Consider the following 16,188-nt stretch of genomic DNA (forward strand, 5'->3'; position numbering starts at 1 on the left):
AGCACCACATCAGGCGGGCGTCATATAGCGGGCGTCCCCGGAAGAGAAGAGAAGAAATGCTCATCACCCAGCGGCCGACCCTCTCCGAGGAGTCGATCAGCGAGACCCGTTCCCGGTTCACCATCGAGCCACTCGAGCCGGGCTTCGGCTACACCCTGGGCAACTCGCTGCGGCGTACCCTGCTGTCGTCCATCCCGGGCGCGGCGGTGACGTCGATCAAGATCGACGGTGTCCTGCACGAGTTCACCACCATTCCTGGTGTCAAGGAAGACGTGGTCGAGCTCGTCATGAACGTCAAGGAGCTGTGCGTCAGCTCCGACCACGACGAGCCGGTCAGCATGTACCTGCGCAAGCAGGGGCCCGGCGACGTGACCGCCGGTGACATCCAGCCGCCGGCCGGTGTCTCGGTGCACAACCCCGACCTGAAGCTCGCCACGCTCAACGGCAAGGGCCGGCTCGACATGGAGCTGACCGTCGAGCGGGGTCGTGGCTACGTCACCGCCGCGCAGAACAAGCAGGCCGGTGCCGAGATCGGCCGGATTCCGATCGACTCGATCTACTCGCCGGTGCTGAAGGTGACCTACCGCGTCGAGGCGACCCGAGTCGAGCAGCGTACCGACTTCGACCGGCTGATCATCGACGTCGAGACCAAGCCGTCGATCGGTCCGCGTACCGCGCTGGCCTCGGCCGGCTCCACCCTCGTCGAGCTCTTCGGCCTGGCCCGGGAACTGGACGAGACCGCGGAGGGCATCGACATCGGCCCGTCCCCGCAGGACGCCCAGCTGGCTGCCGATCTGGCCCTGCCGATCGAGGAGCTGGACCTCACCGTCCGCTCCTACAACTGCCTCAAGCGCGAGGGCATCAACACCGTTGGTGAGCTCATCGGGCGTACCGAGGCCGACCTCCTCGACATCCGGAATTTCGGTCAGAAGTCGATCGACGAGGTCAAGATGAAGCTGGCCGGGATGGGTCTGGGGCTGAAGGACTCGGCTCCGAACTTCGACCCGGCACAGGTCGTGGACGCCTTCGGCGAGGCTGACTACGACACCGACGACTACCGCGAGACCGAGCAGCTCTAGATCCGCTGCCATTACTGAGGAGCACCAAGCATGCCCACGCCCACCAAGGGCCCCCGCCTCGGCGGCAGCCCCGCGCACGAGCGGCTGATGCTGGCCAACCTGGCCACCTCGCTGTTCCAGCACGGCAAGATCCGGACCACCGAGACCAAGGCCAAGCGGCTGCGGCCCCTCGCGGAGCAGCTCATCACCAAGGCCAAGCGCGGTGACCTTGCCGCTCGGCGCCGGGTGCTGTCCGTCGTACGGGACAAGGACGTGGTCTTCGCCCTGTTCGACCAGATCGCACCCCGGTACGCCAACCGTCCGGGTGGCTACACCCGGATCGTGAAGATCGGTCCGCGCAAGGGCGACGCCGCCCCGATGGCGATCATCGAGCTGGTCGAGGAGCTGGTCGTCGCGGCTCCGACCGCCAACAAGAAGACCGCCGGTCGCAAGACGGCGCAGCAGGACAAGGTCGAGGCACTCGCCCCGTCCGACGAGGCCCCCGCGGCTCGGTCGGCCGACGCTGACCAGGACGCCGACGCACCGGAGTCGGTGTCGGGTGACACTGCGGCTGCCCGCGAGGACAGCGACGAGGCAGGCGAGACCAAGTCCTGAGCGACAACGGGCAGATCCGGGCCTGACACCCTTCCCGGGGTGTCAGGCCCGGACGCTATCTGGGGGGATTGAGTGGAGACACACACCCGGGTACGGCTGGACGTCGCCTACGACGGCACCGCCTTCTCCGGATGGGCGGCCCAGCCGGGTCGGCGTACCGTCGCCGGCGTGCTGACCGAGGCGCTGGACCGGGTCTTCGGCAGTGCGACTACCGGCAGTGCGCCCATTTACGGTGGAGACAGCAGTCGGACGACTCGGCCGGCGGTCACCGGACTGACGGTGGCTGGTCGTACCGATGCCGGGGTGCATGCCACCGGCCAGGTCTGCCATGTGGACCTGCTCACCACCGCCTGGCAGGCACTACAGGGGACCCTGCTGCGTCGACTTGCCGGCCTGCTTCCCGGGGACGTACGGGTACGGGCCGTGACTGAGGTGCCAGCCGACTTCGACGCGCGCTTCTCCGCCACCTTCCGGCGCTACGAGTACCGGGTCACCGATGCCCCGCACGGGGCGGAGCCGTTACGTCGACACGAGATCCTGGCCTGGCCTCGGCCGCTGGAGCTGGCGGCACTGAACGAAGCCGCCGCCGGCCTGGTCGGCGAGCACGACTTCGCCGCGTACTGCCGACGCAAGGAGCACGCCACCACCCTGCGGGAGATCACCCGCCTGGACTGGCGACGCGACCCGGACGGGATTCTGGTGGCCACGGTACAGGCCGACGCGTTCTGCCAGTCGATGGTGCGCAGTCTGGTCGGCGCCATGCTGGTGGCCGGCGACGGACGCCGAGCGGTGCAGTGGCCGGCGAGCCTGCTCAGCCGGCGGGACCGGTCCAGTGAGGTGACCGTGGCCCCGGCGCACGGGCTGACCCTGGTGGCGGTCGGCTACCCCGACGATCCGGCCGAGTACGCCCGCCGGGCGGAGAAGACCCGCCGGTTGCGGGTAGGAGGGGCCCGACAGTGAGCCGCCCGACAGTGAGCCGCCCGACAGTGAGCCGCCCGACAGTGAGCGGCCCGACAGTGAGCGGCCCGTTGCCGGCTTGGCCGGCGCACCGAACGCTGACCCAACCGACGGCCCGACTCGCGCACCGACCGCTGACCCAACCTGTGGCCCGGCCCGCGCACCGACCGTCGGCTCGGGGCCACCACGCCGGTAGGCGACAATGCCTGACGTGAGCGGCGAACACTACTTCAGCGTCCAGCCTGGTACCGCCCCGCACCGCCGCGACATCGAGTTCTCCGTCGCCGGTCGGGACTACCAGCTGACCACCGCAGGCGGGGTCTTCTCCGCCGATCGGCTCGACCCCGGCACCGCCGTACTGCTGCGCAAGGCCGACCTGCCCGGACCGGATGCGGCGGGGCCGATTCTCGACCTGGGCTGCGGCTACGGGCCGATCACCTGCGTGCTCGCGACCTCGGCGCCGGCGGCGACCGTCTGGGCGGTCGACGTCAACGAACGGGCCCGGGAACTCGCTGTCGAGAACGCGACCCGGGTCGGCGCGGCCGACCGGGTGCGGGTGTCCGCGCCGGACGACGTTCCAGCCGACCTCACGTTCGCGCAGCTCTGGTCCAACCCGCCGATCCGGATCGGCAAGGCGGAGTTGCACACGATGCTGCTGCGCTGGCTGCCGAGGCTCGCCCCGGACGGGGTCGCCTGGCTGGTGGTGGCCCGGCACCTCGGCGGTGACTCGCTCCAGCAGTGGCTGATCGAACAGGGGTGGACGGTCCAGCGGCACGCCAGCCAGAAGGGCTACCGGGTGTTCCGGGTCACCCACTGAGCGCTGCTACGGCAGCGGGCCGGGAAACTCGGATGCCGCAGCCCGTCGTAGTCGGGCAGGATGCCGACGTGGGGTACATAGACGTCGCCGGTCTCGGGTACACGCTGCCGGACGGCCGGGAACTCTTCGCCGACGTGTCGTTCCGGGTGGGCGAAGGAGCCAAGGTCGCCCTGGTCGGGCCGAACGGTGCCGGTAAGACCACCCTGCTGCGGATGGTCGCCGGTGACCTGCCCACCAAGATCGGTGCCATCGCCCGTAGCGGCGGGCTGGGCGTGATGCGGCAGTTCATCGGCATGATCGGCGACGAGACCGAACTGGCGGAGCTGGCACTCTCACTCGCCGCCCCAGCGCTACAGGCCGCCGGGAAGCGGCTGGCCGCCGCCGAGGCGGCACTGCACGCCACCGAGGTGCGCGGCAAGTACAGCACCGCCGCCGGCAAGGCGCAGATGGCGTACGCGGACGCGCTGGCCGCCTGGGGCGAGGCCGGCGGGTACGACGCCGAGGTGCTCTTCGACACGGTGTCGACGATCGTGCTCGGCCTGCCGTGGGAACAGACCCGGCACCGTCCGGTACGCACCCTCTCCGGGGGGCAGCAGAAGCGGTTCGCACTGGAGTTGCTGCTACGCGGTGCGGACGAGGTGCTGCTCCTCGACGAGCCGGACAACTTCCTCGACGTACCCGGTAAGCGGTGGCTGGAGGGCCGGCTGCGCGAGTCGTCGAAGTCGGTGCTCTACGTCTCGCACGATCGGGAACTGTTGGCCCAGACCTCCGACCGGGTGGTGGCGGTGGAGGGCGGTAGCGCCTGGGTGCATCCGGGCAGTTTCGCCACCTGGTACGAAGCGCGGGTGGCCCGACACGGCCGCCTCGAAGAACAGCGCAAACGGTGGGACGAGGAGCATCAGAAGCTGCGTGAACTGATGCTGATGTACAAGCAGAAGGCTGCCTACAACTCTGACATGGCCTCGCGATACCAGTCGGCGCAGACCCGGCTGCGCAAGTTCGAGGAGGCGGGGCCGCCACCACTGCCGCCGAAGGACCAAGCCATCCGGATGCGGCTGAGCGGTGGCCGTACCGGCAAGCGCGCGGTGATGTGCGAGCAGTTGGAACTGGACGGCCTGACCTACCCGTTCGACCTGGAACTCTGGTACGGCGACCGGGTGGCGGTGCTCGGGGCGAACGGAACGGGCAAGTCGCACTTCCTGCGGCTGCTGGCCCGGGGTGGCACCGATCCGGACCCGGCCAATGTGTTGCTCGCCGGTGGGTTGGACCTGACCCCGGTTCGGCACGACGGTGTGGCCCGGCTGGGGGCCCGGGTCCGCCCCGGGCACTTCTCGCAGACCCACGACCGGCCGGAGTTGATGGACAAGACGCTGGTGGAGGTGCTCTGGCGCGGGGACGATCATCGAGCCGGAATGGATCGGCATGCCGCCATGGCCGCGCTGAGCCGGTACGAGCTGGCCGGCCAGGGGGACCAGCGGTTCGGGTCCCTCTCCGGTGGGCAGCAGGCACGCTTCCTCGTGCTGCTGTTGGAACTTTCCGGGGCGACCCTGCTGTTACTCGACGAGCCCACCGACAACCTGGACCTGGCGTCGGCAGAAGCCCTTGAGGAGGGGCTGCGGATGTTCGAGGGGACCGTGATCGCGGTTACCCACGACCGGTGGTTCACCCGCTCGTTCGACCGGTTCGTGCTCTTCCAGGGCGATGGCGAGGTGGTGGAGACCCCCGAGCCGGTCTGGGACGTTGGCTGAGCGGGCCTCTGCGGCCGGCGTCCTTGACCTTCCCCTCGGGGGAAGCCACAGCATCGTCAGCACCGGCCCAGGTGACCGGGGCGAGGAGGAGCGGAGATGCCGCAACTGCTGACGATCGGGGCGTTCGCCCGGTCCGCGCGACTGTCGCCGAAGGCGTTGCGGCTATACGACGAACTCGGGTTGCTGCGGCCAGCTGCGGTGAACGCCCGGTACCCCGTCGAGCCGCCGTTACCAACCCCGGGGGCGAGCGCGAACGAGCGTGGTCGACCGGGGTTTGTTCCGTCGCGATGAGGTGATGAGCTTCGGCGCGACACGGTCGGCTGCGGCAGAGGCCCGGCGGCGGTGCGGCGAGGCGGCATAGGGTTGATCACGTGACTGAGATGACCTATCGCCGGCTCGGCAACTCCGGACTCGTGGTGTCCGTGGTGGGCGTCGGCTGCAACAACTTTGGCCGCAAGCTGGACCTCGACGGCACCCGGGCCGTCGTTGACGCCGCGCTGGACGCGGGGATCAACTTCTTCGACACCGCCGACATCTACGGTGAACCGCAGGGCGGCTCGGAGGAGCAGCTCGGTGCAGCCCTGCGGGGCCGCCGCGACGACGTGGTGGTGGCGACCAAGTTCGGCATGGACATGTCCGGGATGAACGGGCCGGACCATGGGGCCCGGGGGGCCCGGCGCTACATCGCGCGGGCGGTGGAGGCGTCACTGCGCCGGCTGGGCACCGACTACATCGACCTCTATCAGATGCATGAGCCGGACCCGGGCACCCCGATCGAGGAGACCCTGTCCGCGCTGGACGATCTCGTCCGGGCCGGCAAGGTGCGCTACCTCGGTAACTCCAACTTCGCCGGTTGGCAGATCGCGGACGCGGCCTGGGTCGCTCGGACCAAGGGCCTGACCCCGTTCGTCAGCGCGCAGAACCTGTACAGCCTGCTCCAGCGGGAGGTGGAGCAGGAGGTCGTACCGGCCTGCGAGCGCTTCGGCCTGGGTCTGCTGCCGTTCTTCCCGCTGGCCAACGGGCTGCTCACCGGCAAGTACAAGCGCAACGAACAGCCGCCGGCGGGCAGCCGGTTGGCCGGGGGCGGACGGTACGCCGAGCGTCTGGCCGCAGCGCCGTGGGACACCATCGAGGCGATCGAGAAGTACGCCGCCGAGCGTGGGCTCACCATGCTCCAGGTGGCGATCGGCGGCCTGGCCGCCCAGCCGGCGGTCACCTCGGTGATCGCCGGAGCCACCACGCCCGATCAGGTGCGGGCCAACGCCGCCGCCGGGTCCTGGCAGCCGTCCACCGAGGATCTGGCCGACCTGAACGCTCTCTTCTGAGTCGACTGACGCTCTCTTCTGGGCCGTTTGGTCGTTCTCTTCTGGGCCGTTTCCATATCGCACGATCAGCTGGGTGATAGCTGGACAACCAGGCACGTCGCGTCGTTGTCAATCGACGTGCCTGGTTGTCTTTCGGTGCAGGTATGCCCGGTCACCTCTCTTTACTTGAGGTCGCCAACGTCGTAGCCTCGGCAAGGAAGTAACCCACGGGAGCCCGGTGGACCGGGCTGAGAGGGGGGCTGGCGAGCCCCCGACCGTCGAACCTGATCCGGGTAATGCCGGCGCAGGGAGGAGTGTTGCCGTGTTGTCCTTGGGACGACTGCATCTTGTCACCGACACCCGGCCCGGGCGTGATCCGCTTACCGTCGTCCGGGCTGCACTTTCGGCGGCCGGTCCGGATCTCGTGGTGCAGGTCCGGGTCGAGGACACCGCCAGCGACCGGGAAGCGTACGAGCTGACGGTCCGAGTCATCGAAATGTGCGCCGAGGCGGGGGCGCTTTGCCTGGTCAACGACCGGTTGCATGTCGCGCTGGCGGTGGGGGCGGCAGGTGGACACGTCGGGGCCGAGGACCTGCCAGTGGCCGCCGCCCGGCGGGTGCTCGGACCAGCCGCCGTGCTCGGTGCCACCGCCCGGGACCCGGATGCGGCTCTCCGGGCGGTGGTGGCCGGGGCCAGCTATCTCGGCGTCGGTCCGTGCCACGCCACCACGACGAAGGATGGTCTACCACCGCCGATCGGCCCGGCCGGCGTACGGACGGTGGCGGCGGCGGTGGACGTCCCGGTTGTCGCGATCGGGGGCGTCACCGTCGAACGGGTACCCGAATTGCTGGCCGCTGGCGCGTACGGGGTCGCGGTGGTCGGGGCAGTCTCTTCCGCGGCTGATCCGGCACGTGTCGTCGCCACGCTGCTCGGGGCACTCGCATGTTAGGAAGGGCCCCTTTTACACCAGAAACCGATAACAAGGGGCCCTTCCTTTCAGATGTGGCGGTGGTGGGGGGCGGGCCGATTGGGCTGGCCATCGCGTGGCGGTGTGCCATGCGCGGGATGCGGGTGACGGTCTACGATCCGGAGTCCGGGTCAGGTGCGTCGGGGGTGGCCGCCGGCATGCTCGCCCCAGTCACCGAGGCGTACTTTGGTGAGAGGGAGTCGACTCGGCTGATGACCGAGTCAGCCGCCCGGTGGCCCGGATTTGCCGCCGAACTCGCCGAACTGTCCGGGTTGGACGTCGGCTATCGCACGGAGGGCACCCTGGTCGTCGGGCTTTCCCCGGACGACCTGGCCGAGGCACAGCGGCTCTGGTCGTACCAGCATGGCCTCGGGCTGCCGATCACGCCGCTGCGCCCGGCGCAGTTGCGCGACCGCGAGCCGCTGCTCACCCCCGTCGTACGCGGTGGGGCGCACGCACCCGACGACCACCAGGTCGATCCCCGGCGCCTGGTCGCCGCACTTCGGATCGTCGCGGGTAAGGCCGGGGTGTCGTTCGTTCCGACCACTGTTACCGATCTGTCCACTGTTTCCGCATCGGTCGTGGTGGTGGCGGCCGGCTGCGGTACGGCGGCGCTGACCGGGCTGCCGGTTCGGCCGGTGAAGGGGCAGATTCTCCGACTGCGCGCACCCGGTGGCGGCGCGCCGGGCATCCGGCATGTGATCCGGGGGTACGCCCACAGTCGGTCGGTCTATCTCGTACCGCGTGCCGACGGCGAGGTGGTGGTCGGTGCGACGGTCGAGGAACGAACCGATGCGACGGTCACGGCCGGAGCAGTGCTGGACCTGCTCCGGGCGGCGACCGACCTGGTGCCGGGGATCGCCGAGTACGAGCTGGTGGAGGCACGGGTCGGGTGGCGGCCCGGTACGCCGGACAACGCCCCGATTCTCGGGCCGCTGCCGGACCGGCCGGCGGTGGTGGTGGCGACCGGGCACTACCGGCACGGCATCCTGCTCACCCCGATGACCGCCGAACTGATCGCCGAGCTGCTGATGACCGGCGTACCGGCCCGGGTGCTGGGGCCGTTCCTGCCGGGCCGTTTCGTAGCCGCTGCCTGAGTAGGTGGCGGGCTGATCGGGAGTGGGGTACGTGATGGAGCTGATCGTGAACGGCGAGGGGCGGACGGTTTCCGCCGACGCGACCGTGGCCGAGTTGGTGGCGGAGTTGACGGCGCCGCCCCGCGGGGTGGCGGTCGCGGTCAACGGCGAGGTGGTGCCTCGGGCGGGATGGCCGGTCACGGTGCTGTGCGCCGGTGACCGGGTCGAGGTGCTGACTGCGGCCCAGGGCGGGTGACCGGAGTGGGCGCGACGGAGACGGTGGCGGTCGGGGTGAGCGCGACGGAGACGACGGCGGTCGGAGTGACTGCGACGAAGGCTGCGGTGACCGGGGGCGACCGGTTTCGACTCGGCGGGGAGACCTTCGGCTCCAGGCTGATCCTTGGCACCGGCGGGACATCCAGTCTGTCCGCGCTGGCGGCGGCAATCCACGCCGCCGGTACCGAACTGGTGACCGTGGCGTTGCGTCGGGTCGACACCGCTGCCACGATGCGCGGTGGCCTGCTGGAGTTGCTGGACCGGTGTGGGGTGCGGGTACTGCCGAACACGGCTGGCTGTTACACCGCGACCGAGGCGGTCAAGACGGCCCACCTGGCCCGCGAGGCGTTCGGTACCTCGTGGGTGAAGCTGGAGGTGATCGGCGACGAGCGCACGCTGCTGCCCGACGGGGTGGAGTTGCTGCGAGCGGCCGAGCAGCTGGTGGATGACGGTTTCACCGTGTTGCCGTACACCTCGGACGATCCGGTGCTGGCCCGCCGGCTGGCGGACCTGGGCTGCGCTGCCGTCATGCCGGCTGGGGCTCCGATCGGTTCGGGGTTGGGCATCACCAACCCGCACCACATCCGGCTGATCCGGCAGAGCGTCGACGTGCCGGTGATTCTCGACGCGGGGATTGGGACCGCGTCCGACGCCGCGTTGGCGATGGAACTGGGTTGTGACGCGGTGCTGCTGGCCAGTGCGGTCACCCGGGCCGCCGACCCGGCCCAGATGGCGACGGCGATGCGGCTTGCGGTCGAGGCGGGCCGGTTGGCGGCCGGGGCGGGCCGGATTCCCCGCCGATTCCACGCGTTGGCCTCCACCCCGGACGAGGGGCGGCCGGAGCTGTGAACCGGCGCGATTCCGGCGTACCGACGGGTGTACTGCTCTTCACCGACCGCGGGCAAGCCAGCCAGCCGCTGACGGAGGTGGTCCGTGCGGCGGTGGCGGGTGGTGTCCGGTGGGTGGTGCTGCGGGAGCGGGACCTGTCACCCGTCGAACGGGCCCGACTCGCTGACCAACTGCGGACGATCCTCGACGGCGTGGCCGGCGAGTTGATCGTCGCCGGTCCGGATCCGCTCGGCGGGGCCGCCGTGCATCTGTCGGCCACCGGGTGGGTGGATCCGCCGGCAGTAGGTCTGCCCGTAGTGGGGCCGGGGGCCGGTACGGCGTCCCGGCTGGTCGGCCGGTCCTGCCATGACTCGACCGAACTGGATCGGCTCACCACTGAGGACTACGTGACACTGTCACCGGTCTTTCCGAGCCGATCCAAGCCCGGGTACGGCCCACCCCTGCTGCCGGCCGGCTTGGCCCGGCTGGCTCGGCGTACCCGGGTGCCGGTCTTCGCGCTCGGTGGGGTGACCTCGCCGGACCAGGTCGTGGCGTGTCGGGCAGCGGGTGCGGCCGGGGTGGCGGTGATGGGCGCGGTGATGCGGGCCGACGATCCGACCGGCGTGGTTCGAGCCCTGGTCGACGCGGTCGCGGCGCCGATGGTCGATGCGGTCCGGGTGGGGGTGGGTCGATGACGCCCCCGGTGGTGCTCACCATCGCGGGATCGGATCCCGGGGCGGGTGCCGGGATCCAGGCCGACCTGAAGGTCTGTGCCGCGCTCGGGGTGTACGGCACGTCGGTGGTTACCGCCACCACCGCACAGAACACCCTCGGGGTCTTCGGGGCCCATCCGGTCCGGCCCGACGTGGTGACCGCACAGCTCGATGCGGTGCTGGCGGACTTCTCGGTGCGGGCGGTCAAGACTGGCATGCTCGATACCGCGGAGATCGCGTCCGTGGTGGCGGCCCGGGCCCGGGCCGGTCTGCTGCCCAATCTGGTGGTCGATCCGGTGCTGGTCTCGACCAGCGGGCACCGGCTCGGTGTGGTCGGCGCGGTGGAGCCGTTGCTGCCGTACGCGCTGGTGGCCACGCCCAACTGCGCGGAGGCCGCCGCGATCGTGGGGCGACCGGTGACGACCCCGACCGAGATGGCGGCTGCGGCGCGGCAGATTGCCGCTGGTGGCCCCCGGTACGTGGTGGTGACCGGCGGCGACCGGTCTGCCGGGTCGGAGGCGGTCGACGTGTTGTGGACCGGGGCGGAGATCCAGGTGCTGGCCGGGCCCCGGGTCGACACCGTACACACCCATGGCACCGGTTGCTCGTTCTCGGCCGCACTCACCGTACGGCTCGCCTTGGGTGACCCGGTTCCCGAGGCGGTGCGCTTCGCCAAGTCCTACGTTGCTGCGGCACTCGCCGGTGCCCGGGACTGGCGTCTGGGCGGGGGCCGGGGCCCACTGGACCACTTCGGATGGAACCGACCAATGGTCGGCGATGGCTGACGTCGATGCCGAACAGCAGCAGGAGGTAGCTCGTGGAAGCTCGTCGCAAGGTGTACGTCCAGGGGCCGCGGCCGGATATCCGGGTGCCGTTCACCGAGGTGATGCTCGCCGGGGACGAGCCGCCGGTGCGGCTCTACGACACCTCCGGGCCGGGGGCAGACCCGGAGGTCGGTCTGCCACCGATGCGCGCGCAGTGGATCGTGGAGCGGGCCGACATCGCACCGGTACGAGGAGGTGGTACCCCCCTGGCCGGGGTCGACGGCCGTCGGCCCACTCAACTCGCCTATGCCCGAGCTGGTCTGGTCACGTCGGAGATGGAGTTCGTCGCGCTGCGGGAGAACCTGCCGGTCGAGTTGGTACGGGCGGAGATTGCCGCCGGTCGGGCGGTGCTGCCGGTGAACGTGAACCATCCCGAGTCCGAGCCGATGGTCATCGGCAACCGGTTCCTGGTGAAGGTCAACGCCAACATTGGCACCTCGTTGGTGACCTCCTCGGTGGCCGAGGAGGTGGAGAAGCTGACCTGGGCGACCCGGTGGGGTGCCGACACCGTGATGGACCTGTCCACGGGCCGGTGGATCCACCAGACCCGGGAGGCGATCGTCCGCAACTCGCCGGTGCCGATCGGGACGGTGCCGATCTACCAGGCGCTGGAGAAGGTCGACGGGGATCCGGTGCGGCTCTCCTGGGAGGTGTTCCGGGACACCGTTGTCGAGCAGGCCGAGCAGGGCGTGGACTACATGACGGTGCATGCCGGGGTGCTGCTGCCGTATGTGCCGTTGGCGGTGGACCGGGTCACCGGTATCGTCTCCCGGGGCGGCTCGATCATGGCTGCCTGGTGCCTGGCCCATCATGAGGAGAACTTCCTCTACACCCACTTTGCCGAGTTGTGCGAGATCCTTGCCCGGTACGACGTGACGATCTCCCTGGGTGACGGGCTGCGTCCAGGCTCCATTGCCGACGCCAACGACGCGGCGCAGTTCGCCGAGTTGCGCACGTTGGGCGAATTGACCCGGGTGGCCTGGGAGCACGACGTGCAGGTGATGATCGAGGGGCCCGGCCATGTGCCGATGCACAAGATCAAAGAAAACGTCGACCTGCAGCAGGAGTTGTGCCACCAGGCGCCGTTCTACACGCTCGGTCCACTGACCACGGACATCGCCCCGGCGTACGACCACATCACCTCGGCGATCGGCGCGGCGATGATCGGTATGTTCGGTACGGCGATGCTCTGCTACGTAACCCCGAAGGAGCATCTCGGGCTGCCGGACCGGGACGATGTGAAGGCAGGGGTGATCGCGTACAAGATCGCAGCCCATGCCGCCGACCTCGCCAAAGGGCACCCGGGTGCTCAGGTCTGGGATGACGCGTTGAGCCGGGCGAGGTTCGAGTTCCGGTGGGAGGACCAGTTCAACCTCTCGCTCGATCCGGAGACCGCCCGGTCGTACCACGATGCGACGCTGCCGGCGGCTCCGGCGAAGGCAGCCCACTTCTGTTCGATGTGCGGGCCAAAGTTCTGTTCGATGCGGATCAGCCAGGATCTCAAGGAGTACGCCGATCGCGGTATGCAGACCAAGTCGGCGGAGTTCGTGGCCGCCGGCGGCAACGTTTACCTACCGTTAGCCTGAGCCCTTTGCTTTGCTTCCCCATGGGAAACTTCTCGCCGGTTCTTATCGCATGCCATATCGGCCAACCTATTTCGGCATCTCAGCTGTCCGGAGAAAGAAGGCTGGTCGGAGCGGAAGTGTTTCTGTTGGGGAAGCAAGGCAAGGGATGGATGCGGCCAATCAATAGTCTGTGGTCGAAGTAGCGGAGAGTCAGATTGGTGGAGGGAGATTGGAAGCTGTCTGAGCGTTCGTCAGTCGCCTGTCCGCGCCGGCGGTGGTACCGCCCCCAATTGTGGTAGTACCTCACTGGCGATGAGTTCCAGGTGGTCCAGATCGGCCATGTCGATCAGACGTAGATGGACTCGGCTGGTACCGATCGCGGCGAACTCGCCGAGGCGGTCGACGAGCTGGTCAGGTGAGCCGACCACCGGGTCCTCCGGCGGCAGTGCGCTGGGCACGTGCAGCGGAGCAGCCCGCCGTCGGGCCTCCGCATCGGTACGGCCGATCGCCACGACGATGCCAGCCGAGAAGACCAGGGGTGCCCGGCCGCTGTCGGTTCGTCCGAACCGGTCGCAGGCCTCGGTGACCCGTTCGTACATCTCGGCGGTCGCTGCCACGGTCTTGAACGGCGCGTTGAACTCGTCAGCGAAGCGGGCGGCCAGTTCCGGGGTGCGCTTCGCGCCGCTGCCACCGATGATGACGGGCGGGCCCGGCACCTGCACTGGTTTGGGCAGCGCAGGGGAGTCGACCAGCCGGTAATGGTCACCATGGTGGTTGTACCGCTCACCGGCGGGAGTGGACCACAGTCCGGTGATGACCTCGAGCTGCTCTTGCAGTCGGTCGAAGCGCTGCCCGACGGTGGGGTACGGAATGCCGTACGAATGATGCTCGCGCTCGTACCAGCCGGATCCGATGCCCAGTTCGACCCGGCCGCCGCTCATCTGGTCGACCTGGGCGACCATCACCGCCAACGGGCCGGGCAGCCGGAAGGTTGCCGAGGTGACCAGCGTCCCGAGCCGGAGCCGGTGGGTCTCCCGGGCCAGCCCGGCCAGGGTAAGCCAGGCGTCAGTCGGCCCAGGGGCCCCGTGGTCGTCGGCCATCGCCTGGTAGTGGTCGGCGCGGAAGAAGCCCTCGAACCCACTGTCCTCGGCCAGTCGGGCGAACCGGAGCTGGTCGTCGTAGGTCGCACCCCGATGAGGTTCGGTGAAGACGCACACCCGTGTGATCATTATTTCCCCTTGCCCGCTGATGCCAGGTCTGCGGCCGAGGCAGCTGACGGCTCGACCCGGTCGGCTGGACCGCCGTCGGGCGCGGTGTCGGGTCCATCTTGTTCCATCAGTAGTTCGTGCAGGTCAGCGCTGCATCGGGCGACCTCTTCGAGGTGGTCGTTACGGCCCAGGGTGCGTGGTCGAGGGATGTCGATGTCGACCACCTTTCGGATCCGTCCGGGCCGGGGGCTGAGGACGACCACCCGGTCGGCGAGCAGCACCGCCTCGTCGATGGAGTGGGTGACGAAGACGACGGTGGAGCGGTTCTCCATGTGGACGCGCTGCAACTCGACCGACAACTCCTGCCGGGTCAGGGTGTCCAGGGCGGAGAACGGCTCGTCCATCAGCAACACCCGAGGGTTGCTGATCAGCGACCGGCACAGGGAAACCCGCTGCTGCATGCCACCGGAGAGCTCGTGGGGCAGGCGTTTCTCGAAGCCGCCGAGGCCGGCCATCTCCAGCAGCTCCTGCGCGCGGGTTCGATGCTTGGCCCGGCGCCAGCCGAAGACCTCCACCGGAAGCAGCACGTTGTCGAGCACCGACCGCCAGGGCAGCAGCGCAGGCCGCTGGAACAGCATCGCGATGTCCTGCCGTGGCCTGGTCACGGGTTCGTCGGCGACGGAGACCAGCCCGTCGGTCGCGGGCAGGAGGCCGGCGATGATGCGGAGCAAAGTGGACTTGCCGCAGCCGGATCGGCCGAGTATCGCCACGAACTCACCGTCGGCCACGTTCAGGTCGATGCCGTGCAGCGCCTCCACCTTGCCGCCGCGGCCAGAAAAGGTGCGGGAAACTCCCGAAAGTCGGATCATCCGGCAGGCTCCAGTCCAGTGACGACGGATCATCAGGCTGGGCAAGGCTAACCGCATTGGCTCCGCAAAGCAGCCCCCGGGGTCGGTGCGATGTTTTGTTTCCGTTCCGCAACCTGATGACTCTGGCGCCACAAAGGTGTGATTCTCGTACGCTGTCCGGCGAAGAATCTTCACCCGACACGGCAGCGCGTACAAACCCCTTGGCTCGATGCCGTACCGCTAGCTGAACCCCTCCGGAAGGCTCGCGCCTCCGGTCGGAAAGGAAACGGTTTTCATGAAAAGGCTCACCCGGACGGTCACAACAGTGGCGCTCGCCACGGCACTGGCGCTTGTGGGTGGTTGCAGCTCGGACAAGTCCGAGGACTCCAAAGGCGATGGCAAACTCGAAAAAGTGACGTATCTCACTTCTTTTGGTAACTTCGGGCGTGACGCCTATGCATGGGTCGCCAAGGAGAAGGGATTCTTCAAAGAGGCTGGCTTCGATGTCGACATCAAGTCCGGCCAGGGCACCGGCGGCAACATCGGGCTCGTGGTCAGCGGCAAGGCCGACTTCACCCCGGTCGACCTGACCGGTGCGTTGTTGCAGGTCGGCAAGGGTGAGGCCAAGGACTTCGTCGCGGTGGCAGCCATCCAGCAGCGCACCATGGCGGCGATCTTCTCGACCGAAGGTCAGGGCATCACCACCCCGAAGGACCTCGAAGGCAAGAAGATCGCCGACACCGCCGGGTCCGTCGTCCGGCTGCTCTTCCCGACGTACGCCCGGCTGGCCGGGGTGGACGCCAGCAAGGTCCAGTGGCCCAACGGCGAGGCGTCGGCGCTCATGGGCATGCTCGGCTCGGGGGCCGTCAACGGCATCGGGCAGTTCGTCGTGGGTAAGCCCACCGTCGAGGCGGTCACCAAGAAGAAGGCCGTCATGTTGCCGTACAGCGACGTGATGACCGACCTCTACGGCAACGTGCTGATCACGTCGAGCAAGATTGCCAAGGAGAAGCCCGACATGGTCAAGCGCTTCACCGAGGCGCTGCTCAAGGGGCTCGAATACAGCCTCGCCAACTCGGCCGAGGCGGGCGAGATCCTCAAGAAGAACGAGCCCACCGCCAATCCGCAGTCCGCCGCCGCCGAGTTGCAGCTGATGGAGGCGTTCGTTCGGTCGGCCGGTTCGGGGGCCAAGGTCGGCACGCTGGACAGCCAGCGGGTCGCGCGGTGCATCGCGCTGCTGCAGGGTGCCGGCTCGATCCCGGGCGGGCTCACCCCAGAGCAGATCGTCGACTTCAACGTGACGCCGAAGGGCTGAGCACCCGCGCGCTTTTAGTCGCAGTCGGGGGTGTGCCCGTCGGACGGATCCGACGGACGCACCCCCCGC

The 16,188-nt window shown here is 69.0% G+C and carries 16 protein-coding genes, 1 pseudogene and 1 riboswitch; of the genes and pseudogenes, 15 read left to right on the forward strand and 2 right to left on the reverse strand.

Annotation, left to right across the window (positions count from 1 at the left end):
- Positions 1-56 precede the first annotated feature (56 nt).
- The 14 genes and pseudogenes from ACWDV4_RS26955 (at position 57) to thiC (ending at position 12,769) form a co-directional block, all read left to right on the forward strand.
- The gene (locus ACWDV4_RS26955) at positions 57-1,079 is read left to right on the forward strand and encodes a DNA-directed RNA polymerase subunit alpha (protein WP_184534348.1); all 1,023 of its coding nucleotides are present in this window, start codon (positions 57-59) and stop codon (positions 1,077-1,079) included.
- Between the two features lie 30 nt (positions 1,080-1,109).
- The gene (gene rplQ / locus ACWDV4_RS26960) at positions 1,110-1,673 is read left to right on the forward strand and encodes a 50S ribosomal protein L17 (protein WP_449984172.1); all 564 of its coding nucleotides are present in this window, start codon (positions 1,110-1,112) and stop codon (positions 1,671-1,673) included.
- 72 nt (positions 1,674-1,745) lie between these two features.
- Positions 1,746-2,633, forward strand: coding sequence for a tRNA pseudouridine(38-40) synthase TruA (gene truA, locus ACWDV4_RS26965; protein ID WP_449984175.1), 888 nt, complete (start codon positions 1,746-1,748; stop codon positions 2,631-2,633).
- Between the two features lie 208 nt (positions 2,634-2,841).
- A complete protein-coding gene (locus ACWDV4_RS26970) occupies positions 2,842-3,447 on the forward strand; it encodes a class I SAM-dependent methyltransferase (protein ID WP_449984178.1) in 606 nt (201 codons plus the stop codon).
- A gap of 68 nt (positions 3,448-3,515) precedes the next feature.
- Positions 3,516-5,195 (forward strand): ABC-F family ATP-binding cassette domain-containing protein, encoded by a 1,680-nt coding sequence (locus ACWDV4_RS26975; RefSeq protein WP_449984181.1) that lies wholly within the window; start codon positions 3,516-3,518, stop codon positions 5,193-5,195.
- Positions 5,196-5,291: 96 nt separating this feature from the next.
- Positions 5,292-5,399, forward strand: a pseudogene (locus ACWDV4_RS26980) (MerR family DNA-binding transcriptional regulator); the annotation flags it as partial.
- 176 nt (positions 5,400-5,575) lie between these two features.
- A complete protein-coding gene (locus ACWDV4_RS26985; protein ID WP_449984279.1) occupies positions 5,576-6,520 on the forward strand; it encodes an aldo/keto reductase in 945 nt (314 codons plus the stop codon).
- Positions 6,521-6,716: 196 nt separating this feature from the next.
- A riboswitch (TPP riboswitch) is annotated at positions 6,717-6,827 on the forward strand.
- Positions 6,822-7,448 carry a thiamine phosphate synthase gene (gene thiE, locus ACWDV4_RS26990; protein ID WP_449984184.1) on the forward strand — a complete coding sequence of 209 codons (627 nt, stop codon included), beginning with the start codon at positions 6,822-6,824 and terminating at the stop codon, positions 7,446-7,448. Its footprint overlaps the riboswitch before it by 6 nt.
- Positions 7,442-8,563 (forward strand): glycine oxidase ThiO, encoded by a 1,122-nt coding sequence (gene thiO / locus ACWDV4_RS26995; RefSeq protein ID WP_449984186.1) that lies wholly within the window; start codon positions 7,442-7,444, stop codon positions 8,561-8,563. Before thiE ends, thiO begins: the two co-directional genes overlap by 7 nt.
- Positions 8,564-8,597: 34 nt before the next feature.
- On the forward strand, positions 8,598-8,798 hold the full coding sequence (thiS, locus tag ACWDV4_RS27000) for a sulfur carrier protein ThiS (protein ID WP_449984189.1): 201 nt from the start codon (positions 8,598-8,600) through the stop codon (positions 8,796-8,798).
- A gap of 86 nt (positions 8,799-8,884) precedes the next feature.
- Positions 8,885-9,667, forward strand: a complete 783-nt coding sequence (locus tag ACWDV4_RS27005) for a thiazole synthase (protein ID WP_449984280.1) — start codon at positions 8,885-8,887, stop codon at positions 9,665-9,667.
- The gene (locus ACWDV4_RS27010) at positions 9,664-10,341 is read left to right on the forward strand and encodes a thiamine phosphate synthase (RefSeq protein ID WP_449984192.1); all 678 of its coding nucleotides are present in this window, start codon (positions 9,664-9,666) and stop codon (positions 10,339-10,341) included. The genes ACWDV4_RS27005 and ACWDV4_RS27010 overlap by 4 nt, the downstream gene beginning before the upstream one ends.
- Positions 10,338-11,144, forward strand: coding sequence for a bifunctional hydroxymethylpyrimidine kinase/phosphomethylpyrimidine kinase (gene thiD / locus ACWDV4_RS27015; protein ID WP_449984195.1), 807 nt, complete (start codon positions 10,338-10,340; stop codon positions 11,142-11,144). The genes ACWDV4_RS27010 and thiD overlap by 4 nt, the downstream gene beginning before the upstream one ends.
- Before the next feature lie 32 nt (positions 11,145-11,176).
- Positions 11,177-12,769, forward strand: coding sequence for a phosphomethylpyrimidine synthase ThiC (gene thiC, locus ACWDV4_RS27020; RefSeq protein WP_449984198.1), 1,593 nt, complete (start codon positions 11,177-11,179; stop codon positions 12,767-12,769).
- A 230-nt stretch (positions 12,770-12,999) separates the two neighbouring features.
- On the opposite strand, the gene ACWDV4_RS27025 is transcribed toward thiC, so the two are convergent.
- The gene (locus tag ACWDV4_RS27025) at positions 13,000-13,977 is read right to left on the reverse strand and encodes an LLM class F420-dependent oxidoreductase (RefSeq protein ID WP_449984200.1); all 978 of its coding nucleotides are present in this window, start codon (positions 13,975-13,977) and stop codon (positions 13,000-13,002) included.
- A complete protein-coding gene (locus ACWDV4_RS27030; RefSeq protein WP_449984203.1) occupies positions 13,977-14,825 on the reverse strand; it encodes an ABC transporter ATP-binding protein in 849 nt (282 codons plus the stop codon). The genes ACWDV4_RS27025 and ACWDV4_RS27030 overlap by 1 nt, the downstream gene beginning before the upstream one ends.
- 274 nt (positions 14,826-15,099) lie before the next feature.
- Between ACWDV4_RS27030 and ACWDV4_RS27035 the strand changes: the two genes are divergently transcribed.
- Positions 15,100-16,119, forward strand: a complete 1,020-nt coding sequence (locus ACWDV4_RS27035; protein ID WP_449984206.1) for an ABC transporter substrate-binding protein — start codon at positions 15,100-15,102, stop codon at positions 16,117-16,119.
- The last annotated feature ends 69 nt before the right edge of the window (positions 16,120-16,188 follow it).

This window comes from Micromonospora sp. NPDC003197, assembly GCF_053590565.1.